The sequence below is a fragment of the Arthrobacter sp. Soil_C_60 genome (assembly GCF_057656375.1).
On sequence record NZ_JBDGKM010000006.1, the window covers coordinates 192,739 to 219,034 of the forward strand.

17 protein-coding genes are annotated in these 26,296 nt (G+C 55.2%); 10 read left to right on the top strand and 7 right to left on the bottom strand.

All coding sequences use genetic code 11. The features are described from left to right. Nucleotides 1-14 precede the first annotated feature (14 nt). Nucleotides 15-212 (bottom strand): hypothetical protein, encoded by a 198-nt coding sequence (locus AC3A4M_RS14305; protein WP_498736377.1) that lies wholly within the window; start codon nt 210-212, stop codon nt 15-17. A gap of 1,374 nt (nt 213-1,586) precedes the next feature. On the opposite strand from AC3A4M_RS14305, the gene AC3A4M_RS14310 reads away from it, so the two are divergent. The 5 genes from AC3A4M_RS14310 (at nt 1,587) to AC3A4M_RS14330 (ending at nt 7,507) form a co-directional block, all read left to right on the top strand. Continuing rightward, nucleotides 1,587-2,153, top strand: coding sequence for a hypothetical protein (locus tag AC3A4M_RS14310; protein ID WP_498736378.1), 567 nt, complete (start codon nt 1,587-1,589; stop codon nt 2,151-2,153). 281 nt (nt 2,154-2,434) lie between these two features. Next, complete coding sequence (locus AC3A4M_RS14315; RefSeq protein ID WP_498736379.1) at nt 2,435-3,055, top strand: RsbRD N-terminal domain-containing protein; 621 nt, start codon at nt 2,435-2,437, stop codon at nt 3,053-3,055. Then, nucleotides 3,003-3,503 carry a helix-turn-helix domain-containing protein gene (locus AC3A4M_RS14320; RefSeq protein WP_498736380.1) on the top strand — a complete coding sequence of 167 codons (501 nt, stop codon included), beginning with the start codon at nt 3,003-3,005 and terminating at the stop codon, nt 3,501-3,503. Before AC3A4M_RS14315 ends, AC3A4M_RS14320 begins: the two co-directional genes overlap by 53 nt. Nucleotides 3,504-3,788: 285 nt before the next feature. Continuing rightward, nucleotides 3,789-6,443, top strand: coding sequence for a DUF3696 domain-containing protein (locus AC3A4M_RS14325; protein WP_498736381.1), 2,655 nt, complete (start codon nt 3,789-3,791; stop codon nt 6,441-6,443). Nucleotides 6,444-6,454: 11 nt separating this feature from the next. Next, nucleotides 6,455-7,507, top strand: coding sequence for a hypothetical protein (locus AC3A4M_RS14330; protein ID WP_498736382.1), 1,053 nt, complete (start codon nt 6,455-6,457; stop codon nt 7,505-7,507). A 154-nt stretch (nt 7,508-7,661) separates the two neighbouring features. On the opposite strand, the gene AC3A4M_RS14335 is transcribed toward AC3A4M_RS14330, so the two are convergent. Further along, entirely contained in the window at nt 7,662-8,087 is a 426-nt protein-coding gene (locus AC3A4M_RS14335; protein WP_498736383.1) for a very short patch repair endonuclease, read from the bottom strand. Between the two features lie 103 nt (nt 8,088-8,190). Continuing rightward, nucleotides 8,191-8,820 carry an SHOCT domain-containing protein gene (locus tag AC3A4M_RS14340; protein WP_498736384.1) on the bottom strand — a complete coding sequence of 210 codons (630 nt, stop codon included), beginning with the start codon at nt 8,818-8,820 and terminating at the stop codon, nt 8,191-8,193. Between the two features lie 1,719 nt (nt 8,821-10,539). Here AC3A4M_RS14340 and AC3A4M_RS14345 point away from each other — a divergent pair. Further along, nucleotides 10,540-11,853, top strand: a complete 1,314-nt coding sequence (locus AC3A4M_RS14345) for an RNA polymerase sigma factor (protein WP_498736409.1) — start codon at nt 10,540-10,542, stop codon at nt 11,851-11,853. On the opposite strand, the gene AC3A4M_RS14350 is transcribed toward AC3A4M_RS14345, so the two are convergent. The 4 genes from AC3A4M_RS14350 to AC3A4M_RS14365 are packed head-to-tail and all read right to left on the bottom strand — an operon-like array spanning nt 11,850 to nt 22,864. Then, complete coding sequence (locus tag AC3A4M_RS14350) at nt 11,850-13,241, bottom strand: DNA cytosine methyltransferase (RefSeq protein ID WP_498736385.1); 1,392 nt, start codon at nt 13,239-13,241, stop codon at nt 11,850-11,852. The genes AC3A4M_RS14345 and AC3A4M_RS14350 overlap by 4 nt on opposite strands. A gap of 58 nt (nt 13,242-13,299) precedes the next feature. Continuing rightward, nucleotides 13,300-18,894, bottom strand: coding sequence for an ATP-binding protein (locus AC3A4M_RS14355; RefSeq protein ID WP_498736386.1), 5,595 nt, complete (start codon nt 18,892-18,894; stop codon nt 13,300-13,302). A gap of 17 nt (nt 18,895-18,911) precedes the next feature. Next, a complete protein-coding gene (locus AC3A4M_RS14360; protein ID WP_498736387.1) occupies nt 18,912-20,318 on the bottom strand; it encodes a hypothetical protein in 1,407 nt (468 codons plus the stop codon). A gap of 2 nt (nt 20,319-20,320) precedes the next feature. Further along, nucleotides 20,321-22,864, bottom strand: coding sequence for a hypothetical protein (locus AC3A4M_RS14365; protein WP_498736388.1), 2,544 nt, complete (start codon nt 22,862-22,864; stop codon nt 20,321-20,323). Between the two features lie 331 nt (nt 22,865-23,195). Here AC3A4M_RS14365 and AC3A4M_RS14370 point away from each other — a divergent pair, with 331 nt between their 5' ends. From AC3A4M_RS14370 to AC3A4M_RS14385, 4 genes are all read left to right on the top strand, one after another. Then, a complete protein-coding gene (locus AC3A4M_RS14370; RefSeq protein WP_498736389.1) occupies nt 23,196-23,513 on the top strand; it encodes a hypothetical protein in 318 nt (105 codons plus the stop codon). A gap of 214 nt (nt 23,514-23,727) precedes the next feature. Beyond that, a complete protein-coding gene (locus AC3A4M_RS14375) occupies nt 23,728-24,405 on the top strand; it encodes a hypothetical protein (protein WP_498736390.1) in 678 nt (225 codons plus the stop codon). After that, nucleotides 24,390-24,743 carry a hypothetical protein gene (locus AC3A4M_RS14380; protein ID WP_498736391.1) on the top strand — a complete coding sequence of 118 codons (354 nt, stop codon included), beginning with the start codon at nt 24,390-24,392 and terminating at the stop codon, nt 24,741-24,743. The genes AC3A4M_RS14375 and AC3A4M_RS14380 overlap by 16 nt, the downstream gene beginning before the upstream one ends. Before the next feature lie 468 nt (nt 24,744-25,211). Beyond that, nucleotides 25,212-25,883, top strand: a complete 672-nt coding sequence (locus AC3A4M_RS14385; protein ID WP_498736392.1) for a hypothetical protein — start codon at nt 25,212-25,214, stop codon at nt 25,881-25,883. Nucleotides 25,884-26,296 lie beyond the last annotated feature (413 nt).

A 26,296-nucleotide genomic window follows, 5' to 3' on the forward strand; every position in this document is an offset into this window, starting at 1 on the left:
TTGCATAATTGCTTTCAGCGGCACTCTTTAACAAGGAAGGCAGCGCCGGAGGCAATGTGCTCGTCGACGAATCTCCCTAAAAATTGCGACAACGGAAGGTACTTCATGAGCAATCTGGCCTTCACGCCGGTCATTCCCACCGTGGCGTACGAGCATGTGGCCAGCAGATCGAAGAGGCGATCATCTCCGGTGACATCAAGCCGGGCCAGCATCTAACCTATCCGAAGCCCCTGGGGGTCCTGCAGTACCGGGTGCTGATCGTCTCCAAGCCCGGCGGCCGCAGCGGACCGCAGGTGTTGCCTGTCTCCCGACAGCCTCGGCCGGTCCTTTCCACCATGGTCCGCGTTACTTCCTTGTCACTCTCGGAGTTGGTGCAGTTCCGCATCGTTTTGGGAGCTCGGCCTGCCAGCACGCCGCCGCCGACATGCACGCCGAAGAGCAGGTGGAAAAATGCGCGACGCCGTGAGCCCATGGAAGCCGAAGTCGCCAACGGCTCGGACAGCTTCAACCGCGCGGAGATGGATTTCCGTGCTGCCGTCTGGGAAGCCAGCCATACAGCCTCCTGCGCATCTGCGGCGAAGCAGGCTCCGGCTCCATCTTCAACCTCATGAATGACCGGATGGAACGCTCCGCAAACTCCATCAGCCGTGGAAGAGGCCCACGAATGCGACCGCGCCATCTTCAAAGCCATCGCTTCTGGCCACGTCACCACCGCCGGCAACGCCATCGCCGCCTATTTCGCGGAATATCTCGACGAACAAGGAGCCCGCGGACTTCATGCCTTGACTGGCGCAGCAGAATCCATGAGCGAATGCGCCGTCAGCCCGGAAAGAACGCACTGGCGACCACACGTTTCATCCACTGTGAGCAGATCCCCGCCCGTGTGCATACGGTCGTCGGTGGCCAGTTCCGTCTATCCAGTTTCCTAGACCAGCCTTAGAGCCGCGGTGAGTTGATTTGCCGCCTCGAAGGCCAGATTGGTCCTGCGGCAGCCTGCACGTGTCCAGCCCCTTTCCTCACGCACCGAGGCACCCTCGGGCCGCCCGTTCTTCAACGCCGACCTTGACACCACGGCGGCGGATGCCGACTTCGCCGAGACCTTACGGAATGGCTGGACGGGAAGCAGCAGATCTTCGCCCGGGTCAGACAGGCTGCCCTGGGGGGCATCATTCCGGCGGCCAGCTCGTCCACCCTCGGATCCTCTAAAGTCGCCAAGGCCAGCGGCGGCCCCGCTCGGGTCTGCAATAATGCGATTCGTCAACCGCGCGCTGTTCATGGAGTCCATCCAAACAGTGCGGAACGGAGCCCGGCCGCAAGCCGGGACAAGGCTGGTACGAGTATTTTTCCAACAGTGAGGAATCATCAGCTGTCAATGCCTTCACCGATGCCGCTAGATAGCTTCCTCACAGGAGCTGCCTGTACCCGTTCATTATTGTATTCGCGTAAGCGCTGTTCATGGCAGCCACGAGCATACCCTTCGTGACGACACGGTTTATCAGTCTTAGGTTCGCTCTTTAGACTTCATCTACAAGTTATTCGGCGTAGTGGGGGAAGACGTGGGTTTTTGGGCAGCAGTAGGAACGCATGTGAGCAATCCTGCGATAACAGCGTTTGGTGGGGCTATTGTCGGCGGGGCCTTAGCTATTGCGGGGTCAGTCATTGCGACGAACATGGCGAACGAGCAAGTTGAATCCGCGCTGATCTATGAGATCAGTGAGCAACGGGAGCAGCGTGGGAAAGACGTCAGGCGTCCGGCTTATGAGGCGTTCTGGGTTGATAGTCGCACTCTGGAAGAGCAGATCACACGGAGAGCCAGTGCTCGCTGTGTAGTAGGGTCAGACTCAATTTGGCCGGAAGGTCAAAAGGACGCGAAGTGTCCCATCACGAATGAAGAGTTCGAAAATTCCGTGAACCGATGGAACGAGTCGAAGCGAAAGCTACAACTTGTCGCCTCTCAAGAAGCTACAGAACTGGCTGAGAACCTTCGACGTTCCCTCTTACCCTTCGAAACAGAAAGAGCCGGCGGGCCTGTAGGGACACCGCAGCCCGCAATTGATACCGAGCGCTCGAAAGCCGCGTTTGATGCCTTTTACGCTCAATATGTATGCGAAACCGGCCCGGACAAGAGCTGTTCCAAGGACGCCGCGAAATAACCAAATAAGAGGGTGAGCAGGACCATGGAGGCGCGACGCGCGTCCATAGCATTTTAGGCTTCGGCGGCCTCATCGGAGATGCCCACATACCCGTCGTGATCGCGGGCAGGGTCGCTCGAACCGCCTTCATGATCGGCTCCTGAGTGCTGACAGCCTCGATGGCTGAGTGAGCGCCGCGGCCGTTGGTGAATTGTTGATCTTCACGACGCCCTAGTCACCCGCTGGAACGGCCTGCTCAACCAGCTCTCTGTGGACGTGCTGACGGACCTCTTCATCGAGGCGTGCTGCAGTTGGACGACTACCGGGACGGGATCCTGCCGGCCAGCGAGATCCGCCGCACCGGTGCCGCCTCGTTCGCGTCGCTGATCGAAAGCCTGCGTCCCGGCGCGGACAGCGACCGTCTGGTGGCCGAGCGGCAGAACATCTCCCTGGACGTCGGCGTCTCGCGCGCCCGCGCCGGCATCCCGGTGGAATCGCTCATGACGGCCATCCGGATCGACTTCACCGTCATCTGGGGCGAGCTCATGGCGCTGGCCGATCCGGGCGACGCCGAGCTGCTGGTGCGTCGGGCCGAGACGGTGTGGCAGGTGGTGGACTCCTACGCCGCCCAGGCCCAGGCCACCTACATCGCCGAGCGCCAGCGCATCGCCCAGGAAGCGTCCTCCGTGCGGCAGGGCCACGTCGCCACCATGTTCGGCCCGGTCAGCCCGGCCCCGGAAATGCTCACCCGCATCGCCGACGAACTCGGCATCGATGAAGACGCTCCCCTCGTCGTGGCAGCAGCAACAACGGACGACGCCGCCGCCCCTCCGTGTGGTGATAGCCGCGGCTTCCCGCCGTCGTATCGAGGTGTTCACCCACCCGCTGCCCGACGGGCTCGTCACGTTCTGGGCCGCGGATGACCGCCCCGGCAGCGCCGTCCGCGAAGCCATCGAACCAATCAGACAGATCAGGTGTGGCCTGGTTGAACAGGTGCGCGGACTCCCAGACCTGCGGGTCGCCGCCCAGGCCGCCCGCGCCTTGGCCTCGCTCGTCGAGGACAGCGATCGAGAAGCCCTCACCATGCGCAACGCCTGGGCGCGGCTCGCCCGCCACCGCCTCTCGGAAACCGGCGTCCCCGTAGTACCCGACGTCGACGCCGCGCTGGCCGAATGCGGCCCAGTGGAACGAGCGCGGTTAGAGGAAGCCGTGCGCTCCTACCTAACCACCGGCAGCATCGCCCAATCCGCGGACCAGCTCTTCTGTCACCGCAACACCCTCATGAACCGCCTGCGCCGCTTCACCGACCTCACCGGCATCGACGTCACCATCCCCCAACAAGCCGCCCGCCTCGGCGTCGTCTGGTCCTGATCCGCTTATTTTCAGCTCCGCAAACCCGTGTAAAGCAAAGTTCATCGGAATGCATCTGATCAGGTCGTCCCCGTGGGCTTGTGTGCCGTGTCATGAACTGCGCTCAGAAGACACCGAAGCCCAGAGGGCTACACAACGGATTTGATAACCCGTCAAGCGATGCTCTAAGAAGACGACGGCTAGGACCTTAGCTGGTCCTCCGATTCGAAAGGGCGACACACGTCTCTCCGGGCTTTTTCGTACTATTGTGATTTCCAGTTACTACTCGGCAAGCATTGGGGACGTATGGCACAGGAAATCGACGTAAGTCAAACGGGCAAGAGGATTATCGAAATTTCCCGCGAAATCGGCCTTGAACGTGGAATTGATGTTGCCTTGGACCTGATCCATACACGTTGGAGGTTGGTCGCAGAACCGAGCCGATGGGCCGAAGCAGTCAGGACTTCAAACCATCGAGAACACCTCGATCAGAAAAACAATGGCGGGTACCCCGATTTTGAGTCGCGAGGACGACTAAGTGAAGTACTGGGCCGAAATGGCGATGGCGATAAAATTGCACCAGCACTAGTCAGGGAAATCGACTTACTCGGTCAGAAAGCTATCGAGTCGAATGAGCTTCGATCCGCGTTGCATCTACTCTTCGAGTGGCTACTTGCAAAGAAATTCTCGAAACTCAGCAGGGCAGGGCTGGAGCACAATACTGCAAATTGGGTAGCGCGACTGATTGCCGAACTTGCCTCGGGTTCAGAAACAGTCTTTGATCCTGCCTGCGGCATGGGGTCTGTCCTTCTTGAAGCCGGCAAATTAGGGGCACGTCAACTACTTGGCCTAGAGCTAAACCCCGAGATTGCGCGACTGGCACGGATGCGGCTAGAGCTAGCGGGTTTAGAAGCCAAGATCCGAGAAGGCGATGCGTTAGATCTCCAGCACTGGACCACTTCCGTTGACAATGTCGTGATTGACCCCCCATACGGCATGAAGCGCTCAGCTCTTTCAAATCCAACAAACTACAGAGAGTGGAAAGGCGCGAACGGGTCATTGGATCCTTTCTGGATCATGCAAACCGTGCGGATTTTGCGCCCGCTTCAGCGCGGCTTCATCCTACTTCCACTCGAAAGTACATTCGGCCCTACAGGCGATCTCTTGCGAGCGTCATTACTGGAACAGGGTTGTATAGAGGCCATTATCCGCATTCCGTCAGGCGGCGCAGGAAGAACCGCTCTCCCTACGGCTTTATGGGTGGTTCGAGCCGGGGGAAAGCCCGTGGGGCGGGACGAAGTCCTTATGATGAATCTCGGGCCCCTTAATGAAACTCCTGAAAGCGGACGGGCTGGACTGGGAGAAAGCGCGATAGCCCAGGTGGCTGACACATTCCATAGCTGGACCCGCGGTGACTCCAGTCTAACCCTAGCGGCTTCAGTGGCTCGCTCCGTGGCCTACCGAGAAATAAAGACCCAAGGCGTTCTAGACCCGGCCAGATTCTTGGAAAAGCTTGTTGATGTGGACCGACCTACCCCACCGGAACATTTGATCAGCGAGTTGAGAATATCCAATTATAAATCATTCGGAGAGGAAGTCTCCGTTCCGTTGAAACCTCTAACTCTAATCTACGGGAAGAATTCATCAGGAAAGTCTTCCATTCTTCAGGCTATCCAAGTGCTCCGCCAGTCCTTAGATTACCCATATCTAGTAACGCAGGGCAGATACACCGACGCGGGGTCATTCTCTACGTGCGTTCACCAGCATGACGTGAATCGAGAACTTTGCATAGGAATCACGTTCGGCAACAACCCGCTTTTACCACAGGTGGAAGGTGACCCTTCGGCTGCTTTTCTACGATCCATCGACTTTCAGTTTTCGAAAGACGGGAGCAATAAAGCCGATAATGTCAACGTAATCTGTCATCTTGATCATGAGTCTTACAGCTATAATGTCCGTGAAACATCGGAAAACGAAGCGCTAGAACGAGCTCAAACAACCTTTACCGAAAAGCAGCTTAGCCAGCTACTGGATCTGATCTCCAGGCCGGGCAGCACGTATAGTTCAAAGCCAAGAAGAACTAGCCATGCCAACCGGGGCGCCCTTGCTAGATTACTCAGAAAAATCAATGAAAAACAGCTAGTCATAGCTTCTGACGGATTACTTCCCGGATCTTCACTAATAACCGAATTGGATCGGGGAGGGGTCTCCGAACGAGAAGTCACAACCGTTGAGTCATATGTAAGAAGAGGCCTGAAGCTTGCCGCAGGCCTCAGCCGAGAATTGCAGGAATTACTCGGAGCTATGTCGTACCTCGGCCCTCTCCGCCAGCCGCCGAAGCGGGTTCATCTGCGATCGGGAGAAGGGGCTGACAGCGATTTAGCTTCAGCGCTGTTTGACAATAATTCAGAACAACACCAAATCTCCCGCTGGATGGAGAAGCTCGGCATCCCATACAGCATCGAGGTCCTAGCTCTCAATACGAGTAACGGATCAGAGATTCTCGGAGACGCACTGGCTATTTCGCTGAAGGACCAGAGGTCAGGTGTGACACTGAGTCCGGCCGATGTGGGGTTTGGCGTGAGCCAGGTCCTCCCGATTCTGGTAGAACTCTCTGCTCACCAAAACACAGTCGTCTGCATAGAGCAACCGGAAATCCACCTACATCCGGCCATGCAGTCGGAAATGGCTGATCTACTCATCGAAGCTACGGACCCAGCAGGACGAGCAAATCAGGTGATTGCAGAAACGCACAGCGAGCATCTCGTCTTGCGAATCCAACGTCGAATACGCGAAGGTCTCCTCGATCCGCACCTGGTCTCAATACTTTACGTTGATCAGGACGAAGATGGTCAAGCACAAGTTATACCGCTCAGGGTTGACAATGAAGGTGATTTCATAGACATGTGGCCGAATGGGTTCTTCGACGAACGCCTTGATGAAGTATTTGCGGGTCTATAATGATAACGACGATGGCACTTTCGCCGAGTGCAATAGAAGAGCTTTCCACTTTCGGGCCACCGTCCGTTGTCCGTAGCTTAAACCGAACCATGCGCGACACGATCGCCGCGCATGGTTCTGTGCGTCTGGCAAACGGTGCCGAAAAGCAACGTCTTTTGGCAATCCTCAAAGGGGCTTCGACCATACCGGTCGGTGAAACTACCGCGTGGAAAGAAACCATTCTTTCCTTGGTCAAGCAAGGCCGACTGCGGATCGAATCACCTGAAACGCCTTACGGTATCAGCGATATAAAATCGCCAGAAGAGTTAAAGAATATCGAAGATTATCATCCGCATTGGCCGCTTTATGTTCTCACTGAGAAGCAACTCGAGTTTCTTCCGAAATCACCTAGCGCCGACGACCAGTCCGCTCTTTATGCATGCACTTCAGGAGTATCTCTACGCGAGGTGGAACCTGTTTTTAACATGGTCACGGCTGCGGAGATCGGTAACCTCCCAAAAGATTCTGCTAGAAGTACTTTTTGGGACGAAGTTCTTTCACCGTTAGCAACACATACGAAAACAATAACAATTTTGGATAGATATATCCTTAAGGGCATGCAGCGGTATGTTGAAGATTTATCGTTCGGCAAACGAACGGATCATGATTTCCTTACGTGGATACTCTACAAGATTGACGAGTCGCGGGGGGCCGAAGTGGAAATCGATATCTGCGCCGGAACGAAACAACAAGGGTTACCATATACGGCAGAAAACGTCGTCGCACTCATAAAAGAAGCTTGGAAGCCGCTAACAGATGGACGAATTGTCGCAATAAATTTATATGTGGGCGAATGGGCACATCCTAAAGGATGGCTTCCCCACGATCGACACTTGCGCTTTGGGGATGTTGGTGTCGTCGCGTTTCCTGCCGGTCTCGATAGGCTGGGTCAAAAGCGGGTGACGGACCAAGACGGAATGAATTGGATATATAGATGGCGGGCGGACCAAGCACAAAGTTATTTCAAAGCCGAAGACCGAGTACGTCACGCCCATAGGAAAGTCCACTATCGGGTTAAGCCTTGATTCTCTTCAAGGATTCGCTGCCTTCCAAGTTAGGCACTTCGTGTAAACGGACTTCAGCGAATTCTGCGTCCAGATACCGTTTGCTTCGGATCTGTGAACCTGCGCGTAGCCGGCCATGAATCTGGGCGATGCCACCCGAGCGATGGAACAGCTCTCATGTTGTTGGTTTAGGGTCCAAAAAATCCCGGATCTTGCCAAGTGTTGCGTCGCTGTCGCTTCGGACTTCGCATTCCCAAACTACAAGGACCGCCCATCCCAGTGTCTGGAGCTGCTCGGCTTGCACTGCGTCGCGCTCTTGATTCCGTTCTCTCTTTTCAGCCCAAAAATGAGTGTTGGACTTCGGTAATCGACTACCAACTGGGCAGGCGTGTCCATGCCAAAAGCAACCATGAACGAAGACCGCTTTCTTACGTCCAGGAAACACGAGATCTGGTTTCCCCGGCAACCGCTTGTCATGTAAGCGATACCGGTATCCCTCTCCATGAAGCCGTTTCCGTAGCATCAGCTCGGGCTTTGTGTTCTTGGATTTAATTCGTGCCATATGGGCGCTTCGCTGTTCCGGGGTCATGAAGTCGGCCATGCTTTACCTCTATCTGCGATAGGGAGATCCAGATCGAACAACCCCGGCGGCAAGGCTCCAAGCATCTGGACGGAAGAGCTTTACCGTAGGAGGGCCTCAGATTCTACGGGACGATGGCTCGAGCCTTCGCCTCAGCCAACTCTTCATCTGTGAGCTCACCGCGGGCGTGGTTTTCAGCCAGCTCACCTAATCTCCGCTTCAAGTCAGTTGGACTTGGATGGACCCGATCGGAGTTTGTCCCTATCATCGGCGGATATGCGGGCGGCGGGAGGATTGAAAGGGCCGAAGAGTAACGAGCCGGCGCGCCGGATTGGGAACGGAAGTTCAGGAGCTCTTCGAGTCGCTGCCAATCTCCTTCAGCATGAGCTCCATTCATAGTTCCGAGGTGAACAGGCTGTCCGTCAAGGTGAAGGTCAATTCGACCGATGCTGAATCCAGAACGAGACACGCTGAAGGAACGGACAACGGCGAGGGCGATCGAGTCTACGGTGCGCACCCCGCCGAGTAATTTGAACCCCAGAGTAACGACTCTGAAATTACTGACTGCTAATACTTCAATGTGCCGTTTCATCCTGAAGACCGAAAAGACTGCGGCTATCTCTTCACCCGTCTCCAATAATTTCACTAAGGCATCCAGAGCCTCGTTCAGGCGGTTTGCAGGGATTGCTGGTGAGACGTACACGTTGGTTCCGCTTTCCTCAGAGTTTGCACACGCAGCGCTGATGCCCGCCATTGACTGCACCGATCGTGCTCCGATCACCTATTCTAGTTAAAGGTTTGGACAGTCGGCGAGGAGGCCGCCTGCCCGACGGGTTTAGATCTGGGGGAAACAATGGGACTCGAAATGCTTTCAAAGAGCACAGACTGGATCTGGTGTCCTGCATCAGGTTGGCCAGCGCCGCCTTCGGGATTCATCCCGGATGACGCATGGTGTCCCAACTGGTCCTGGCCTCGACCCAACCCTATGCATCTTTGGTGGGTTCCCATACCTGACCTTCCACGAAACAGCGCTGTACCTGAAAACGTTTCTGAATCAAATCTAGCAAACAAGAATCGTCAACTTGATGATGGAAGGGCAGCTTATAGAGATCAGTTACGGCGCATTTTCCTAAATGTTGCTTCTCCGATCCGTCAACTTTCAAAATTAAACGTAATCGAAACAGAAGTCCTGGCTGCAAAATTCCTTCTCCATACGGATCAGGAGCGTCTCTCTCGCCATAATGAAACGTTCGGTTCAAGCCGAAAAGTGCACAGTGCAGGACACTCTTACTTCTCAGTCACCCGTGACTATTTAGCTGCCCAAATCAGCGTCCGTGACACGTTGCTGCATTCACTCCGAGCAGGGGCAACTGCCGATCTGGAGTATGCCGAGATGGTCCGCAAAGTGGAAATGCTTAGACTCGATGCTATAAGCCTGCGACGCAATTTCCTCCACGCTCAGAAGCTTAAAGTCGATGCTGCCGCACCAGATCATCACTCGTACGAAGTCTCTCAAAGCGATCAAGGTGATCATTTACTCGATTCTGAACAATCGAGGCGTGCGATACACCGTGCCGTGTGCGCCAAGTATCTGCAGAGCTCACCAATGTACATCGTCGTCCCTGATAATGTGCAAACTGCTGCGAACGACGCACCGGGAGTTGTGGACAAGGATGTCGCAGAAGAGATAGACCTGGTTGGGCTTCAGAATAACCCTCTGACGGCGCAGTCCGCCCATACGGAAACAGCTCAACCGGTCGTGCCGCCATTTCATGCTGCAACATCAGCCGCAATTTCCTCAGACGGGGGAAGCAGCCCCGATAAGCGCATCCATTCGGCTCAAGCGAGTCTGGCGGACATCTCATTCGAATATCGGTCTGAATCTGTTCACTTTGAACTGAGTTTTGAGGGCGCCGACGCCGCACATATCTTTTACCGGCGCAACAAGTACAACCCTCGTGTTGGAGACTGGGTAGGGAGCCTGACTGCGGCAGATGTTGCCCTCATCCATTCATTCAAAGACCGGGCCCTTCAGCAAGAGAATGCCACGACCAGTCCCACTCCCGGTTGGCGCATGGCCATCACAGTGGCGTCGGAGCATGAAATTCATGAGTATTACTTCGATTCCGTCGCGACTGCTCTCGGATCTTTGATTCGCGAAAGGATACCGAAAGTCGAGGACGTGTCTTTGTTCAGTGACCAGAAGTGGCATCCAACTGAAGTGCTGGGCGAGCCAGCCCGGAACGACGCGTCACCTGGCCGCCTCGTCGACCTGTCCCTCGGCTCGACGCGCGCCACAGCGTTCGTTCAGGATTCCGGACTCGTACTCTTACAGGGCTCTTCCGGCCGAAGCATGGATAGCGCAAGAATCGATTGTTCGTCATCACGACCGCCATATATCAAACTACCGGACGTCGTAGAGCGTAAGCACGACGGATCCTTCCATCTCAACCGACACCTTTATTTTCCCGGCATCGAAGCGTGTAGGCGCTTTTTGGGGAACGATCACCCCTCTGGCGGATCATGCGAAACTCCTACCGCAGAAGCCCCTAATGCCAATGATTCCCGTGACTTTCAGGGGACAGAGAAGACTGCCGATGACATTTGGGATACGGGCGACGGTAAACACACGAACGACAGCACTAATGTCGTAGATAGTAACGGACAGAGGGACGTTTCTCACAGCAGTTCTGGGGCAGACCCGTTATCGCCCCCCAATAAGGAGCATGGAGAAGGAAGAGAACATGCGCCAACCTCGGGGCGTGATCTTGGGAAGTTGCACGACGAAAGCGCCAAGCCTGCCGGCAATGAAGGCGGCTTCGTCTACTCCGACGCCGACGACGATGATGCCCCTGCCCAGCAGGTAGTTTCAGCCGGAGCTACTGCCGATCCCGTCAAGGACTACCTGAAGCAGATCGGTAAGGTCGCCCTGCTGAACGCAGAACAGGAAGTCGATCTCGCCCTGCGCATCGAGGCCGGGCTTTTCGCCGAAGAGAAGCTGGCCAAGGACGACGGCAGCATGGAAACGCGCTTTCGCCGTGACCTGGAGCAAATTGTCCACGACGGCAAGCGTGCGAAGAACCACCTGCTCGAGGCCAACCTTCGTCTGGTCGTTTCGCTGGCCAAGCGTTATACCGGCCGCGGCATGCTTTTCCTTGACCTGATCCAGGAAGGCAACCTGGGCCTGATCCGTGCTGTGGAAAAGTTCGATTACACCAAGGGCTTCAAGTTCTCGACCTACGCCACCTGGTGGATCCGTCAGGCCATTACCCGAGCCATGGCCGACCAAGCCCGTACCATACGTATTCCCGTGCACATGGTCGAGGTCATCAACAAGATTCACCAGACGCGTCGTACATTGCTGGGTGAGCTCGGGAGGGAACCCCACCCTGCCGAGATAAGCCACGCCGCCGGTATGACCGAAGATGATATCGAGCGGACCCTTGGATACGACCAAACGCCGATCTCGCTAGAGCTAGAGGTTGAGTCGGACGGCACGATGTTGCGAGATGTTGTCTTTGACTCCTATGAGTTGGAACCGTTCGACTACGTAATCCATGAATTCCTCGTAGAAGAAGTGCACTCTATTTTGGATACTTTCACCGAGCGACAAGCGGGGGTTGTCGCAATGCGCTTTGGCCTCACCGATGGCGTTCCAAAAACTCTAGACGAGATAGGCAAAGTCTATGGAGTTACTCGTGAACGCATCCGCCAAATTGAGTCAAAAGTAATGTCTATGCTTTCACACCCGGCCCGTTCCCAAGTACTCCTTGACTATGCCCTTTAGCTGGCTATAAGCGATTTATGCTCGGACTCCTCAATAACACTGTTAAGCAGACTACCTATAGCTGCTCCGAGCCAAGGAGAAACGGCATTTCCCACTTGGGAATACTGCGGCACCTCCAAGCGCCTACGGTGCGCCCCCGTAGTCTCTTTGCCGAGGAATTCAAAATGATCGGGAAACCCCTGAAAACGAGCCATTTCACGCACCGTAAATATTCGAGGCTCGGAAGGATGGACATAGTCGTCAGGAAGGGTAACCACGGTCCGCGCCGGTTCGCCCCAGCGGAGAACCTTCTGCGAGTGCTTCTTCGTGGCAAGGGATGTCGTGACGTCCACCAGCTCCTGCAGCGTTTCAGCCAATACCGTCCCATCCGGGGCAACGGCTGGTAGCGATACGTCGGCGAGCTCTGCAAGCACCAGCGACTGCGCAATGGGGCCATCGAGATATGCGATCTGGCCCAACAGCCTGGTATTGAGGCCAGAATCGGCTAAAAACTGGTACAACCTGAAACGTGTCTTTGTTGCTTCCCTGTGGTTTCTAGGAACGTGGTTCCTTGGGAATGCTCGATCGTTCCTGCGAACCGGCCACGCATGACCGTTCAGCTCGGCAACATACTGACTGGCTCCCCTGCGCAACGACGGATCAAAGGTGAGGTCGCCAACGGCATCGGATAGCTTCCGGAGTTCAGATCGAGTAACCGTCGGACGGGGAGCTAAAGAAGGGATGTCCTGATCGATTTCATCCAGAAATCCGGAGCGCCAAGTATCTTGCGTCGTCGTCAACCCCGACGCTCCTGCAATATCTTCTCGTACTCCAATGATCAACAGCCGGGGCCGGTGCTGTGGAGCACCATAGTGCATGGCGTTTGCTCGGATCCCTTGTACGACATAGCCCGGACCAGTTTGTTCCAGAGCACGCTGTAACTGTTTGAACGACGATTCGGCACCTTTATCGAAACTATGATCCATACCGACCACATTCTCAATCACCACGACCTTGGGCGATGCCGCGTCGACGAAGTCGAGATACTCCCAAGGCAGCCGATTGCGTAGATCATCCCGGTTCCTACGTCCCGCCAGCGAGAAACCTTGACAGGGAGGGCCGCCGACAACAGCATCAATTTTGCTGGCAGACACAAATGTCATGGCCGCTTGATCACTCAGGACATTAGCCAGCTCATCAACAACCACCCTGTCAGCTACTTGGTCGATCAGTGACGAATTGAGATATCGCTCCCACTTCGAATCGGAGGACATGTCGCCCAACAAATTGTGGTAGAACGTGCGGGCCGCCATGTCGGATTTTTCAACCGCAAGGACCAGCTCACCGCCTGCTGCCTCCACTCCAAGCGAGAGCCCACCGCATCCAGAGAACAGATCTACATATTTCATCGCCCTCTATTGTCCTCTATAAGATGCGGCTCGAAGGAACGACACTCTGCCGACTCACTCACGCTTGGCCCTCGTTGTCCTGGAGGAGCTTGAAGAATGGAATATCTTCAATGAACTTCCCACCGTAACCCAGAGATTTGTATAGAGACTGGTGCCGCTGAAGCGACGTAATTCGCTGCGCGAAGTAGTCGTTTTTTTCCCCCAACCCAAGCATCGATAAATCCTTTGAGGTGACCGAGGGCACCTTATGGATGAACCAGGTCAACAACGGTTGTGCGTAATCCTCTTGGCCCTGCCTGAAGTGTGACAGGTACTGCGATGCAAGCATCACGCCGCAGCCGAACTCGCGACCTTGCAAGAGCAGGTTCATGAGCACGGGGAACTTGTACTTCATAATGTTTACGGCTTCGTCGACAAGCAGGAACGAATTCAGGCGCCTCAGCTGCGGAGCTTCGCCAACGTACGGCCACTTCTGTGCATTCAACATGTAGTCGTAATAGAGGTTGAGGAAAAGAACAACCAAGGCGTTCTTGCCATCGTCGTCGGTGCCGAAGTCATTTAGCGCGACGACTACAACCTTATTCTGCATCAGATCGTCAAATGTCTGGAACTCCTCCGCATTCTCTGTGAAAACTTCTGATGTGACGAACTTCCTCAATAAGGACGTGACGGCGTCAACTCTCTCACCTCCGTCACTGTAGCGTTCGAGAACTTTACCGATGGTCGGGGCTGCTTGCTTGTTCTCGCGGTACAGGTCTGTGATCGTAACCTGGAGCCTGTCTTTCTGGACAGGTCCTACGCCTCCATAGATTTTGTCCAGCACGTCGATGAATTCGTTCGCCCTCTGTGTGGCAGCCATGGGCGTGAAGCCTTCTCGGAGCTGGAAAAAGTTCAGTCGGATATTATCGATTCGAAGAACCTCCCCGCCGACTGATGCCAGGAACTCCGGGTCCTGAAAATCTCTCTTGTAGTCGAAAATCAGCATCGACACCGGGGTCTCTTGAGCACGCTGACTTTGTAGCCTCAGTTGGAAGATCAGCGCCTTCATCAGCTGGGTCTTGCCGGTCCCAAGGTCTCCGACGATACCGACATTCATCTGGTTGAGCTCGGTGTTGCTTGGCCAGAAGTACGCTTGTTCCCCGCTGGAACTAGGCAGCAGGCTTCCGACAGGAAATTTCACTCCGTCTGCACGGGCAGGCAGAGACTCTTTGTCGTTGGAAGGTTGAGCAACGATGACGGGACGAGCTGGTTTCTCCTCATCTTCCGGCCTAATCCCGGCTCCGGGCAGAGCCTCTCCGCGACGATGAGGATCCACTTCTGGCTGGTGCCCTTCCGGCTTCCGGTTGGGGCCCTCCTTTAGCCGAACTAGGACATTCGCCTCGCTTCCACCCAACGGATCCTTGTGAATTTTTGATTCATTATCGGACGATTCACCAACCGCTTGGCCCACTTCACCTATGTCCGAAGCCACAGCATTGTTGAGCGACCACGTGACGAGTTCAGCCCATTCCTTCACGATCAAGGAATCGTCCCCTAAGATACCCTCGAAGGCGGAAGCAGAGTTAGCTGAGATCAGGCCAAAAGAGCCGTACTTCTTAGCTAATACTCCTTCATCGACCATAGCGACCACGTGGTCCCCACCATCGGATGTCTTAGCCTCATGTTTAAAGTAGGCCACGATCGGTTGTCCGATTGATATAGACGACTTACCAGCAGCCACGTGCTCAAGAGCTTGTCCTAGGCCGGCGGCATCATCAGTCTCCGAGGGACCAAGGCGAATAGCAGCTTCTACCAGCGCAGCCAATCCGTTTGCCCACAGCGCACGGTCCGAGGCGTTCCCCGTCAGCAGCTGGTCCGCCCAGGAAGCTTGCAGGGCTAGGAGGAGCTCTAGGGTGGTTTGGACCTGGTCCAAAGCCTCGGTCAATACTGACGGTTCATCACCTTGTGGGAGACTCCCTTGTGGCGATTGCGAGTCAAGGTCATAGAACTTTATCTCTACTGGAGAAAACGTCAGGTTGTCCTGTTCAATCCTCAGGATCAATACGTCTGCACGGCGCATGGCGTCCGTTTTGTTGTGGCTTCCCGCCAAAGCGCGGAGGAACGTGTCGCAGGCGTCGATCGGCAGTACATAAGTCCCGGGATCGATATGCTTGAAGTGGTCCATCATAGAAAACACCAAATAAAATCCCAGGGCACCGGCGGCGTGCGTTCCGCCCATCGACAGCATGGAAGACAATCCGACGCCTCGGGTCCCTAAACGTTCGAGCAACGACCGGACCAATTCCTCGCTGGCCGGCTTACCAGTGGCCTTGGCCAACAGCTTCTCCAGTTGACGCTTAAAGCCACGAGGTACTCGTGCGACTGACACGAAGGGTCGTCTCTCGAGAGCCGGCACTTCGTTCGAAGATTCCAAGAACGGCGGCCGCCACTCCCATAACATCTGGTTGCCCTTGCCCGACTTCTGAACGATGGCAGCCATGGCGCTTGGGTTCATCAAAGCCTCGCCTGAAACCGTCCAGTCGGCACTATCACTGGCCAATTGCGTCGCAAAAAGCTTAGTGGAGACCTCTGTTGCTGATGCGGATCCCTCGAATTCACGAACGGCTCTGGTCAATGGCTCCCAACCCTGATTGTCTCGAAGCGTTGGAGAAGACTTGGCAGTACCACCCTTATGCCCTTGGGCCACAACTGCCTCATAACGGCGAAGTGGAACTTCAGCTAGGACACCCAGACGTGGCGCCTGACCCACATTCTTCAACAGCACGTTGACTCCTCCATCCTGAAGAATCCGGATGTTGCAACGCATCGCCTCGTGTTCCTTCGGCGAGTATCGATTCCACGTTAGGGGTACTTCCCAAGATGACTGCACAAGTCGTGCAATCTCTTCTCGGGGCGGTTCTCCGGCCCGATTGATGGAATCCCAGAATCGTGCACCACCGAACAGCGGAGTGGAAGCATGTCCTGCCCATTCGCCAACTTCGGTTAGGACGGCTTCATCGACCTCCGCCAATCTGGTGCCCGACGCAGAAGCGGCCAAATCGACTGTCAAAGTTGAAATATGAGGATTCATTTGTCGGTAGCTGCGCATGGCTGCCGAAACCGCTGTTGCATTGAGCCCACTCACTGCCGTACCCGGGACTTTGAGGTTTCCGGCATTCTCTGGTGATTCAAGAGCGTCATGTTCAGAAATCGACGCTTGAACTAGCATGGACCATCCAAGAAAAATCTGGCCGACGCCGGTTTCTATGGGGACCGCCATGAGTCTTCCCATTTCGGTTTCTCTTGGACCGACTAACGGCAAATTCCAACCCTCGATTGTTCCTGCGAGCCGTGCAGCCAAATCCGAATTCCATAAAGTGTGCTCAACGCCGGCCAGCCAGGCCAGCCGAATGGGATGTAAGGGACTGAGTAGGACAGCTTGGCACTTCGCGTTATTGAAGGTGGACCAGATGCTAATTGAGAATGGATAGGTCGCCCAGAATACCCCAACTGGGTCCTCTAGACGCTTGGCTTCTAGAATCAAATCTGAGTAAGCATTGAGGTAGCGCTCCAGATATGAAGTATCGACCCATAAGTCTTTCCATGTTGCCGTCGACGGAAAGGATGATAGGCGTGACTCCCCACCTGTGTCAGCCCTATAAAACCGGTCACGAAGTTTCAGGCTCACCAATGCTGCCCGAAACTCATTGGCGGCCTCAGAATTGACTAATTCTGACGGCACCTCGAGATCCGCGACCATTCTCCAATGCTCTGTTAGTCCTTCGGACATTCCGAAGTTGGAGTGTTCTTCAATTGCTGCGGGAAACACACTCATATCACGATCGCTCGGTACCACTATGTGGCCTAACGACTGTTCGATGAGCGGACCGTCAATTTCCTGTACAAGCCAGTCTTCGTAAACTCCGCGCAAAGACTTCTTCATTTTTGCGTCGATCGGATCCAGGGAAGGCAGCATCTTTGCGATAGCGGCCACCACTGGTGATTGCGGCGCATCGGCACTTTCTGGTGAACGACATTCGAACGTCTGCTCGCCCACTTCGACCTGGGCAAATCGGATCGGAGCAGCGTCCAAAGAGAAGAGGCCTCGCCGTCCAGCCAGTGGCTCAAACTCTGAGTTCTCGAACATCGGAACGTTTCCCGACTCTGTCCACACTACAAGCCGATGCTTCTGGTTGGCCGATTCGAGCTCCACTGCTTGAGTTCCTGCCTCGGGCCTCCAACCAGGTTCAGGTATTTCTTTAGGGCCCCAATAAACGGGCTTTCCAGCTGCTCCCCCAGACCGAATAGGCGCTGTCCATAGGCCTTCTATCTCTGACATAGCAACGTACACTTCGCATGTCGCGGTTGGGTCGACACGACCTGTCAAGATATCGGAAAGATCGAGTTCAATCCGTAGGCGGTGTTTCTTCGGCTCAAGGCCCCACGGATACTTGCCCATGGATTTCGTAATCGTGCCTCGACACCACAGCGACCCGTCGTCATGAATCTCGAGGCTGCCTACCCACTCAGCTTTCGAAGTGGTGCAAAGGATGCGGAGTTCAGTGGCTGAAAGGTCTTCTCGGGTCACGGAGGCCACGGTGGGTATAAATACTAGGATCTCTTCGGTAACGATCAGATCGTCCCAATCTGCCAACGCTGCGGTAGCGAGATAGGGACCTTTCTCCCCCTCAGGATCTGAGATTGACATGCTCCCGCCGGCAGCGGTGAACGGCCTAAGCCTGTCTGTATTTTTCACAGTGGACGTGGGATTCACGAACTGGGGGTCGGTTAAGTCCCCAAGCCGCCGAGTTATCGACGAGTCATATTTGAAGTAGCGCGCAAAAGCCATCCCGTGGTTGTCGCTGCCAGCGAATTCGCGGTCGAAACTGCTCCAGTCCACGCCCTCAATCGCGTGTGGGGTTCCGTCTGGGTTGTTTGGAGCGTGTGCCAGGAATGCAGCCGTACTGACGATCGTAGCTTCGTCACTCCAGTAGGTCTTATAGGCGTCCGCAAGTTGTTTTGGCGTATACGTCGAGGTGTGACCCGACTGTGGCCGCGGCAGTCCGAACGCAGAGAAGGTATGTGTGGCAAAGAACTCGTCCATTGCGGCCGCTCGCGGACGTTCACTGTCCAGCAATTCGGAGAGCCGTCTGAGGCCAGAGTCCGTTTGATGAAACCAATAGACATTCCAGCTATCCGTGCCTTCACGAAGTTCCTTTTGCAACCCCTGAATCCGGTGCAGGCTGCTGGTGAGGAACGTAGCTGCTTCATTGGGATTCCACTGATTTTCCAGCTGAATTCCCGCAGTTTCAAGCAGGACATCAATGGCGACCAACGCCATCGACTCCAGACTGACGACACCTGCCGCGCCTTCCGGATGATTCAATCCAAGTACCTCTTTAAAGGACTGCGTGAAGGAACCTAAGTCCGGGTGGCGTCCAGCCACTACTGCCAGCCGGTCGCCTTGCCGGTACTTGAGTGCCTCGTTGGTTGAAATACCACCATGCTCACCTGAGGGGACCACCAAAATCGCGTAGGGTTCTTTGTCTGAACGACTGGCGTTCGCTCGGGTAACGATGTCCTTCGCTATATTGATATCAACGCCCGACGGCAGGTAAACGGAGTTGAGGCCGCTCAGTTCATTGAGACAAGCACCAAGTACGGTTCCTAACATCTATCTCTCCATTGTCCCTAGAAAGCACTTTGTATTTGCACGCCTTGGTCAGCGTCGGCGCTGCCCCGCGCTAGTCCAGCCCGTTCGAGCAACATCACCACATCTGCGAGCTCTGGCTGCATCCCCAGATCATTCAAATCTGTCATGAGGTCGCCGACGTTGGCCTGCCCTCCGGGACCGTCACAAGCGAGACTTGCAATGACCGCAATCCACTCAGTCCCCGGATCGACGGTTAGGTAGGCACGTGCTGACGAGGATTTCAGTAATCCGTAATAGTCAGCGAACGGTCCGGCTATATCTCGTGTTTGCAATGCGTACTTGATTGCCTCCCACAGATTGTTGGTGCCGGCCTGACGACTGCCCAGCGCTAACGTTAGGGCGGCTACTAGATCCGTATCAGACTGCATTGACCTCAAGCCGGATTCAAAGTCCAAAGCGGGATCGACCTTGTTGGAAAGCCATTCTTCGAGCACTTCCCTGACCGCGATGCTTTTCTGCGTTTTTCGAAGGAGTATCGATTTCACGTTCCTGACTGACATTGAAGCCCTCGTGGACTTCCATGGCAGTGTGGGGGGAACAGACGCAAGCATTTCTGTCCAAGTGCATGAATCACCGGATAGAATGCGCCGTGCCAAAGTCTCGTACCAGGCTGCTTCCCAGAGAAACCCCATGCCCAGCGCCAATCGCAAGATTGTCGTTGCCCAGTCGGTCCAAACTCTAGCGGGGAGCGCATCCACCCACTCTTCTGACGTGATCTTGTCCCACGAACGCACGAACCACGTAAATGGGCTGCTAGGGTAAACAATTTCCGTTCGGGGCGTATCCGCCTCGTTATCCTTAAGCCCATGTCCAAGAAGACTTTCCTTAACCGCACGATCCATGGCAGATAACAAAGGATCTTTTGAGCATCGGTAAATGGACGCATTCTTCCACTTTTGCGCGACCCCATCTTGATCAACGGCGTCTGAGTCCGTTCCAAACGAATACAGTGTTTCCAGGATGCCGGCCAAATCCGGAGGATTCTTGCCACCTCTGAGACCCCTTATGTCCTGGAGGAGCGCAAAACCCGGAGTGATCGGACTTGCAGCTTGGGCTGTGCTTCTTTCGGCCTGCACCCCTGTGACCGAATTCGTTATCGCTTCAGAAAGCAGTATCTGGTCTGTCGAATCGTGACCTAGGCCTTCCAGATGAAGGGCCGCACCAAATTTTTCATGGGCGTTCCCTTGTGGCCCGGTTTCCCAGATTTCAACGATTCGGCTTTTCTTTTCACTTCTTAACCGAAAGACCAATCCTAGTGGCTTTCCGCTATGTCCAACCGCATCCCATGTATGCGTGCTCCAAGCGAGCGAAGAAAGGAAGGCTTCTGGCACCGAAATGTATTCTGGTCTGTTGATGTCCAAAAAAATATCGCTGACGTTCGCCACTCTCATCGCCCTTCTTTCTGGCGGAAGGGCATTTCAACTGTCAAGATCGTGTCCCCATCACCATGTACGATGCGATACTGGTCTGGACCAAGATTTCCAAGGATCAATCGCGCCGACCGGAAACGTTCAAGCCTCGGAGAAGTTGTTTCGGTCAGCTCTGTCATTCCGGGATGGTCCAAAGCACATGCCCCAGCCTCTCGCGTCAATGCGAGATCAAGCGGCATGCGTGAAATCTCCTTCGTCCCTTCAAGAAGCAATAAGAACATTGACTCTGCGTTCGTTCGAGTCGTCATCTCGAAATTGCCAGTTTGCAATGCGATCTTCGGTTCACTGACAGTGCCAACAATGGGGTCTGTCCGACTGTCGAGGATCGGAATCAACGATCGGGAGTCCGTATCGCGTGGATTCCGCTTTGGCCTTAGTAGAGAACGCAGCCCTGAACCAAGCATCTTTGGCAGTTGAGGGCTCGAATACCACGCTTCCGACCAGATTTTGACATCTTTCCTGAAGGCAGGAATGCCATTTGCGATGGCATAAAGCCTACCGAGGTAAGCGCCGTACCAGTGAATGTACTTTGCCCGCTCGCTATCCTTCGTCCCATCGAAGTTCATCACTCTCATGTAGGCCTCATCGATCTCCCGGTCGAAATCTGTCAGAGCATCGTTGAACGGGTCGTATTCGCATTTGGCCAATTCGTCGACAAGTGACATGAGTGGCGATCCTTCAGCAGATGGCCCGCTAAAGGCCTCAGTCACCATGCTGGACCACCCAGTGGACGGGTCCTTGCTGACGAATCCTGGAACAGCGTCTTTCATCGGGTCAATCACGTGAGTCAAACGTGTGACTGGGTTGCGGCGAGGATCCGTACCCGCTTGCCCGATGCCGGATGCGGTCCCGTAGATAGCCTGCGAGAATCTTAAGTTAGCCAGTTTAGTGAGCGCCTCAAACTCCTGAATTGGATCATCGCTATACATCAAGTTGTCGTCGAAGTACTCGCGCAGCTCTTTGGCTGAAATCGTTTCGGGCAAGGATCCAACAATCGTGCGGACGAACGCTCCCCAAACCTCCCGGTAGGTGAACCGCTGACCGTTGACGATTTCCGCTGCACGCAGCGTCGCAAGCAGGCCGGCGCGAACTGGTCTCGAACGGAGAGATTGGATGTTGGCGACAATCGGATTAAGCGTTGCCGAATCCCACAGATCGTCCGGCAATTGAACCAAATCCAATATATCGGCCAAGAGGTGACCGGCAGAAGTTGCATGATCATCCCACGAAAGGCGGTCCACAAAATCTGAAATTTTATATGACTCTGGTGAAAATCCATCAGATACTTCATAAATCACATTAGGCTTGCGTTCAAGCAGCGAGCATACATCCACGTAGACCCCCACAATCTCAGCCACGGTCTCATCCCCGTAGCGGAGCTGCCCCGTGACCATATAGTCGGAGAGCTTATGGGTAAATACCGTCCATGTTCCCACGGTAGAGGATTTGCGGCCCTGTGTTCGAAGCCAATGAACGAGTGCTTGACCAGGCTCCAACTTCGTTGCCGCCAGTGTAGTCAGGCTACGTCCTTCCTCCACGAGGATGCCCCGATTTACGCACGCTATGAGATGTTTTTTGCCTGTTACCGAGGCTGCGATCTCCGCAGCCAAACCGGCCTTTACAAATTCATCGCTAGGGATAGTCGCATCGTTCACAAGAACGGTATTCAGTCCAGGTGATTTGTATTCGTACGTCCGATGTGCCAAGCCATCGTCTTGGGGACGAAGTCGCTGCATCCCTTGTACAAGGGCGCTCGCCGCGTGCGATTTGCCCGCGCCGGGACCGCCAATGAGAAAAAGCATCCTTGGCACCGTCGCTGACTCGCGCCCTTCCTCGAACCACGTGGACGCTTCAGCGACGCCAGCTGGACGCGGAGCGACGATACCGTCCAGACCGACCGGATGAGGGTGTTCTGATCCTAATTTGTCACCGGGCTTGTCGGCTACGTCATGACCGCCTGTCGATCTTCCCCAGAGGGCTCCAAGTCCATTCCAGAAATCAACATTACGGTTGTCAGAGTCAGCGTCGCGCGTGTCGTGTTCGACGCTGGAAGTCACAGAATTCCACGATACGAACCCCGCTACACGACGCCCCCTCCTCTCGTTTTCGTCCTCTGTGGCGAGCTCGACTGCGTGCTGAACGTCGTCGACCGATTCGTCATACGCTCGGAGGATCTCTTCATCGGGCACTTGCCATTCACTGGTAGCCGGAAAGTCCTCCAACCGATTGCGTACAGCCTCTAGAAGGTGCATTTGATAGTGGTCGCGTGGTTTGTAACCAACGACGTAGGCCCGATCCAGATCACGGAGGACAGCGCTCAGATTGCAGAATTTAAACTCTATGGAAGCACGCGAGCGCCCAGTACGTTCTTGAACGACCTCGTTGAAACGCCTCTTTACATAGGGCTCACCTGCGAGTTCTGCGGCAAGCATTTCCTTGTACTCGTCGATGAGCACACTGATCTCTGAGGCCGACCAAGCACTGCCGACGACTGATGCCATGTAGTTGTTCCCCTCCAGTCCCAAACTCGCGGCGGTTCAGCGTCGCCTAATAATCGACGCAGCCGCCAGAGTCACGGGACTCCAATCGATAGTACTCCCGACTGTAGTTCAGAATGTCAATTTCAAAACCTAATGACGTTCACTATAGGGAGACCGTGCCAAAAAACTTGTCACGTTGTGATCAGTCGACATGACGCCAGTTAGGCGAGTACCGCTGTCAATCGGCGAGCACAATGCTCTTCTGCTCAGGAGACTCAACCGGTCGTGTTGCACCCGGCGTCTCACACGATGTCTTCCGCAAAGTGTCAGTGGCAGGCCCTACTGTGAATGCATGGGGGCAGGCATCAGCTGCCATGTCAGAACGACGGACATTCTTGGGGGAATGATGAGCGACGGCTACGCAGTTTTCGACAGGGGCAATGACCAGCGCAAACCGGTGAGGCTGCTGTTGCGAGAAGCCAAGAAATTGGAAATTATCCACGGCCTGCGGCGTGCTGGGATTCGTTCCAAGGAGGCCTCGCTGGCCTTCCAGACGCGGACTACCGGCCGTCCCATCGCCAATCTGACAGAGATCTACGACGTCGAAGGCGCCAAGATCCTGAGGGAGCTCAGCAAGCTCAGCCGACCGCAGATATCCCAGCGCATCTAGAAAGGGAACAAACCCCCAAACCAACTACCAGGCCAGGGAGGTCGCCATGCAGTTTCCAGTACCCGTTCCGCCAGTCCGCCGATTCATTTGTGCTGCGGACGAAGTATCCGTCCGCAGCGGAGTCTCCGTTCACGTCAGATACCAACACGGCCGATACATCTGGGCCGCGGTTCGGACGCAGGGCGAGCATGTCCTTGGCGTTCGTTCCGGCACTATGGAGCCGACCGTCTGCGGTGCTGACCGCGGAACACTGCTCAGTGAAATGCGCGACGCCGTGCGCCGGCTGAGCGGCTCCAATCAAGTAGACGTCTTCTGCACGAACGAGGACACGGCGGAGTCGCTGCGACAGCTCGGGCTGGCAGTGTCACCCTTTTATCCGCCTGTTCCTGCCATCACGGCTCTTGACGACGCCGTGCGTTCCTACATAGATACGATGTTCTCCGCCGTCGAAATTGGCACGGATGCATCGCGGGGAAGGGGCTCCCGCTGGGTAGGCCACGGCTGGGTCCTGACCTTCGCCGGGAGCGTTTCGCCTGTCCTCGGGCACAAGGCTGTGGACATCGGCAACGTGGGGCTGGCACCGGATCCCGACTACACCTCTGTGAACGTGGATCTGGAGCTGATGGGTCTCGTCAAATTCTCCGAAGCCGAATACCAGGACGCGATTGATTCCTTCGTCCGTGAGATGAAGCTTCTCGGCCTGCACCCAAGCGTCGAGCGCTACGGTCCATGGGCCGCCAGCGAAAAGGCCGCAGGAGTGAAGCGACCTGCCGAAGCATCCGTTCGAAACTTCTTCGGCGGCTGGTCTGCGGCTGTCCGCGCTGCCGAGATGCAGTTACCCGTAAGCAGCCAGGAAGACAAGGAGAAGGAGCTCGCATGCATCGCGATCTAAGAGACACCCCGGAATGGCCCCTACTGGTAGCGCTCCACCACGACGGCGCTCCCCTGGACAAAGTCTCGGAGCTGCTGGGCTTCTCCCAAGAGGAAATCATGAGGGCATTCGACGGCTGGACCTGTGCAGAGAAGACACGGCCGAAGGTTGCCAAGGATGGAACGACGATTTGTCCCAAATGCGGGCAGGAAGCCTGGCCCGTCCGCTATGGCATGTGGATACCCGAACGGGATAAGCCGGCGCCGAAAGCCATCATGGCTGGCTGCGTCATCGAACCAGACGCTCCTCAATGGTCCTGCATGAACGCTGAATGCGGCTATGAATGGCGCGTAGCGTAAGAGGGCACCGACCGACAACGGGATGACCTTAGGCCGCTACGAAAGATAGTGGGGCTGCGAAGAAACGGGATAAGCCGCTGGGGAAAACCATGCGGCGGCGCGAAACGCACTCGCGCCTTGCGGGTAGCCCAAGCAATCCGGCGCAACAGATCTGACAGTCCCGGCATATTTCTACCACGGCCTTCAAGTCCTCCGCTTAGTGAGTAAAAGTCTTCATATGGGCACTCTTAGCGAATATCAGCCTCTATCCAGGTTTACTTATCCCAAAATGGACATGGGGAAGGCACAGATACTTCGTAGGAATTATCCGAAAGGACGGGCTCCTGCGAAAATCAGCAATTCCAGTGACCTTACCAGCTGCTCTGAATGCCCCTCATAATACCCTTCGTCCAATCTGTCCAGGAATGAGGGCACTTCGCCCCTACCGCCAGTTTTCCGCCTGTGCCGGTTTATGAATATGATGTTGAGGTGACAACGGAGATAGAACCGGACCAAGCCGCAGCACTCATCTCCTCCTACAGATCTGACGGTGATAGGTACCGTGATCGGGCGCGGGCTGTGGCTACGCTATTAGCTACCGCCACGGGTGCGCTGACTGCTGGCCTCTTTTTTTCCAATGTGGGCCAATCTTTCCCATTGTTGACGAAAGCTGCAGGATACTTCGGAATCACAATGCTCTCCGTAAGTGTGTGCTTCTTTCTGAGCGCCTCGATGTACCGGTTGAAGAACACCGAAGAAAACCACAACGGTTCGTCTGTTGCCGAGTTACTTGAGGTATCGAGAAGCAATGCAGAATCACTTATTACCTCGATATCTCGTCGCACCAACTGGGGCAAGAGATTTGGGCTCGTCGCAATCCTTTCTCTCCTTCTGATGATTCCGTTCAGTATTTGGTTTCCCACCGCTAAAGTGGAGGTAACAATACAAGTCTTAGACTTACCGGCCGATGGTCTCCTGATATGCCCGAAAATCAAGGACCAGGTAAAGGGCCAGGTAGTGCCGTCGGATCTAACTGGCAGTTCAGAGCTCATTCCGGTATATGTGACTGCAAAACAGTGCGGAAATGACTCTGAGAATCTAGCTCGAACCCTTTACTTGCATCGGAGCAATGTCTTTGTTTCCAATGTGGCCGACTCATGACAGGCGACTCGCTGATTATCCATTATCGGTCGCTTATGGTTTTAGGCGTTGAATGGGAAGATTCACTTGATGACGCTTTGTCTGCCGTTCAGGCAGAGCCCGCACCTGTTCAGCTGGCAGCGCAAGCCAGCTCCGAGGTGCTATTACACTTCTTCTTGTACCCTGCAAGCGCGCACACCCTTATCGAGTCAGGAAGTCAGATTAGTGACGCCCTCGCCGAAGTTCGCCCTGATTCCTCCACACGAATCGTCCTTGCAGCGTGTCAACCGGCGCATCCTGTTCTCTCTGAAGCAGCAGTTACGCAACTTGCAAACTCCCATCTGGCTGAGGTTGCGAAGAAATATGCGACGAGGGCGCTCGAGCCCACGGATTTGAAAGCAACAGCGGAGATACATATAAGACGCGCGCTCCGG

Excerpts from the sequence above, each read along its gene's own strand:
- AC3A4M_RS14305 (WP_498736377.1), bottom strand. The coding sequence starts at position 212 with ATGCTGGCCCGGCTTGATGTCACCGGAGATGATCGCCTCTTCGATCTG.
- AC3A4M_RS14325 (WP_498736381.1), top strand. The coding sequence starts at position 3,789 with ATGGCACAGGAAATCGACGTAAGTCAAACGGGCAAGAGGATTATCGAA.
- AC3A4M_RS14330 (WP_498736382.1), top strand. The coding sequence starts at position 6,455 with ATGGCACTTTCGCCGAGTGCAATAGAAGAGCTTTCCACTTTCGGGCCA.
- AC3A4M_RS14335 (WP_498736383.1), bottom strand. The coding sequence starts at position 8,087 with ATGGCCGACTTCATGACCCCGGAACAGCGAAGCGCCCATATGGCACGA.
- AC3A4M_RS14340 (WP_498736384.1), bottom strand. The coding sequence starts at position 8,820 with ATGGCGGGCATCAGCGCTGCGTGTGCAAACTCTGAGGAAAGCGGAACC.
- AC3A4M_RS14350 (WP_498736385.1), bottom strand. The coding sequence starts at position 13,241 with ATGAAATATGTAGATCTGTTCTCTGGATGCGGTGGGCTCTCGCTTGGA.
- AC3A4M_RS14355 (WP_498736386.1), bottom strand. The coding sequence starts at position 18,894 with ATGTTAGGAACCGTACTTGGTGCTTGTCTCAATGAACTGAGCGGCCTC.
- AC3A4M_RS14365 (WP_498736388.1), bottom strand. The coding sequence starts at position 22,864 with ATGGCATCAGTCGTCGGCAGTGCTTGGTCGGCCTCAGAGATCAGTGTG.
- AC3A4M_RS14370 (WP_498736389.1), top strand. The coding sequence starts at position 23,196 with ATGGGGGCAGGCATCAGCTGCCATGTCAGAACGACGGACATTCTTGGG.
- AC3A4M_RS14375 (WP_498736390.1), top strand. The coding sequence starts at position 23,728 with ATGGAGCCGACCGTCTGCGGTGCTGACCGCGGAACACTGCTCAGTGAA.
- AC3A4M_RS14380 (WP_498736391.1), top strand. The coding sequence starts at position 24,390 with ATGCATCGCGATCTAAGAGACACCCCGGAATGGCCCCTACTGGTAGCG.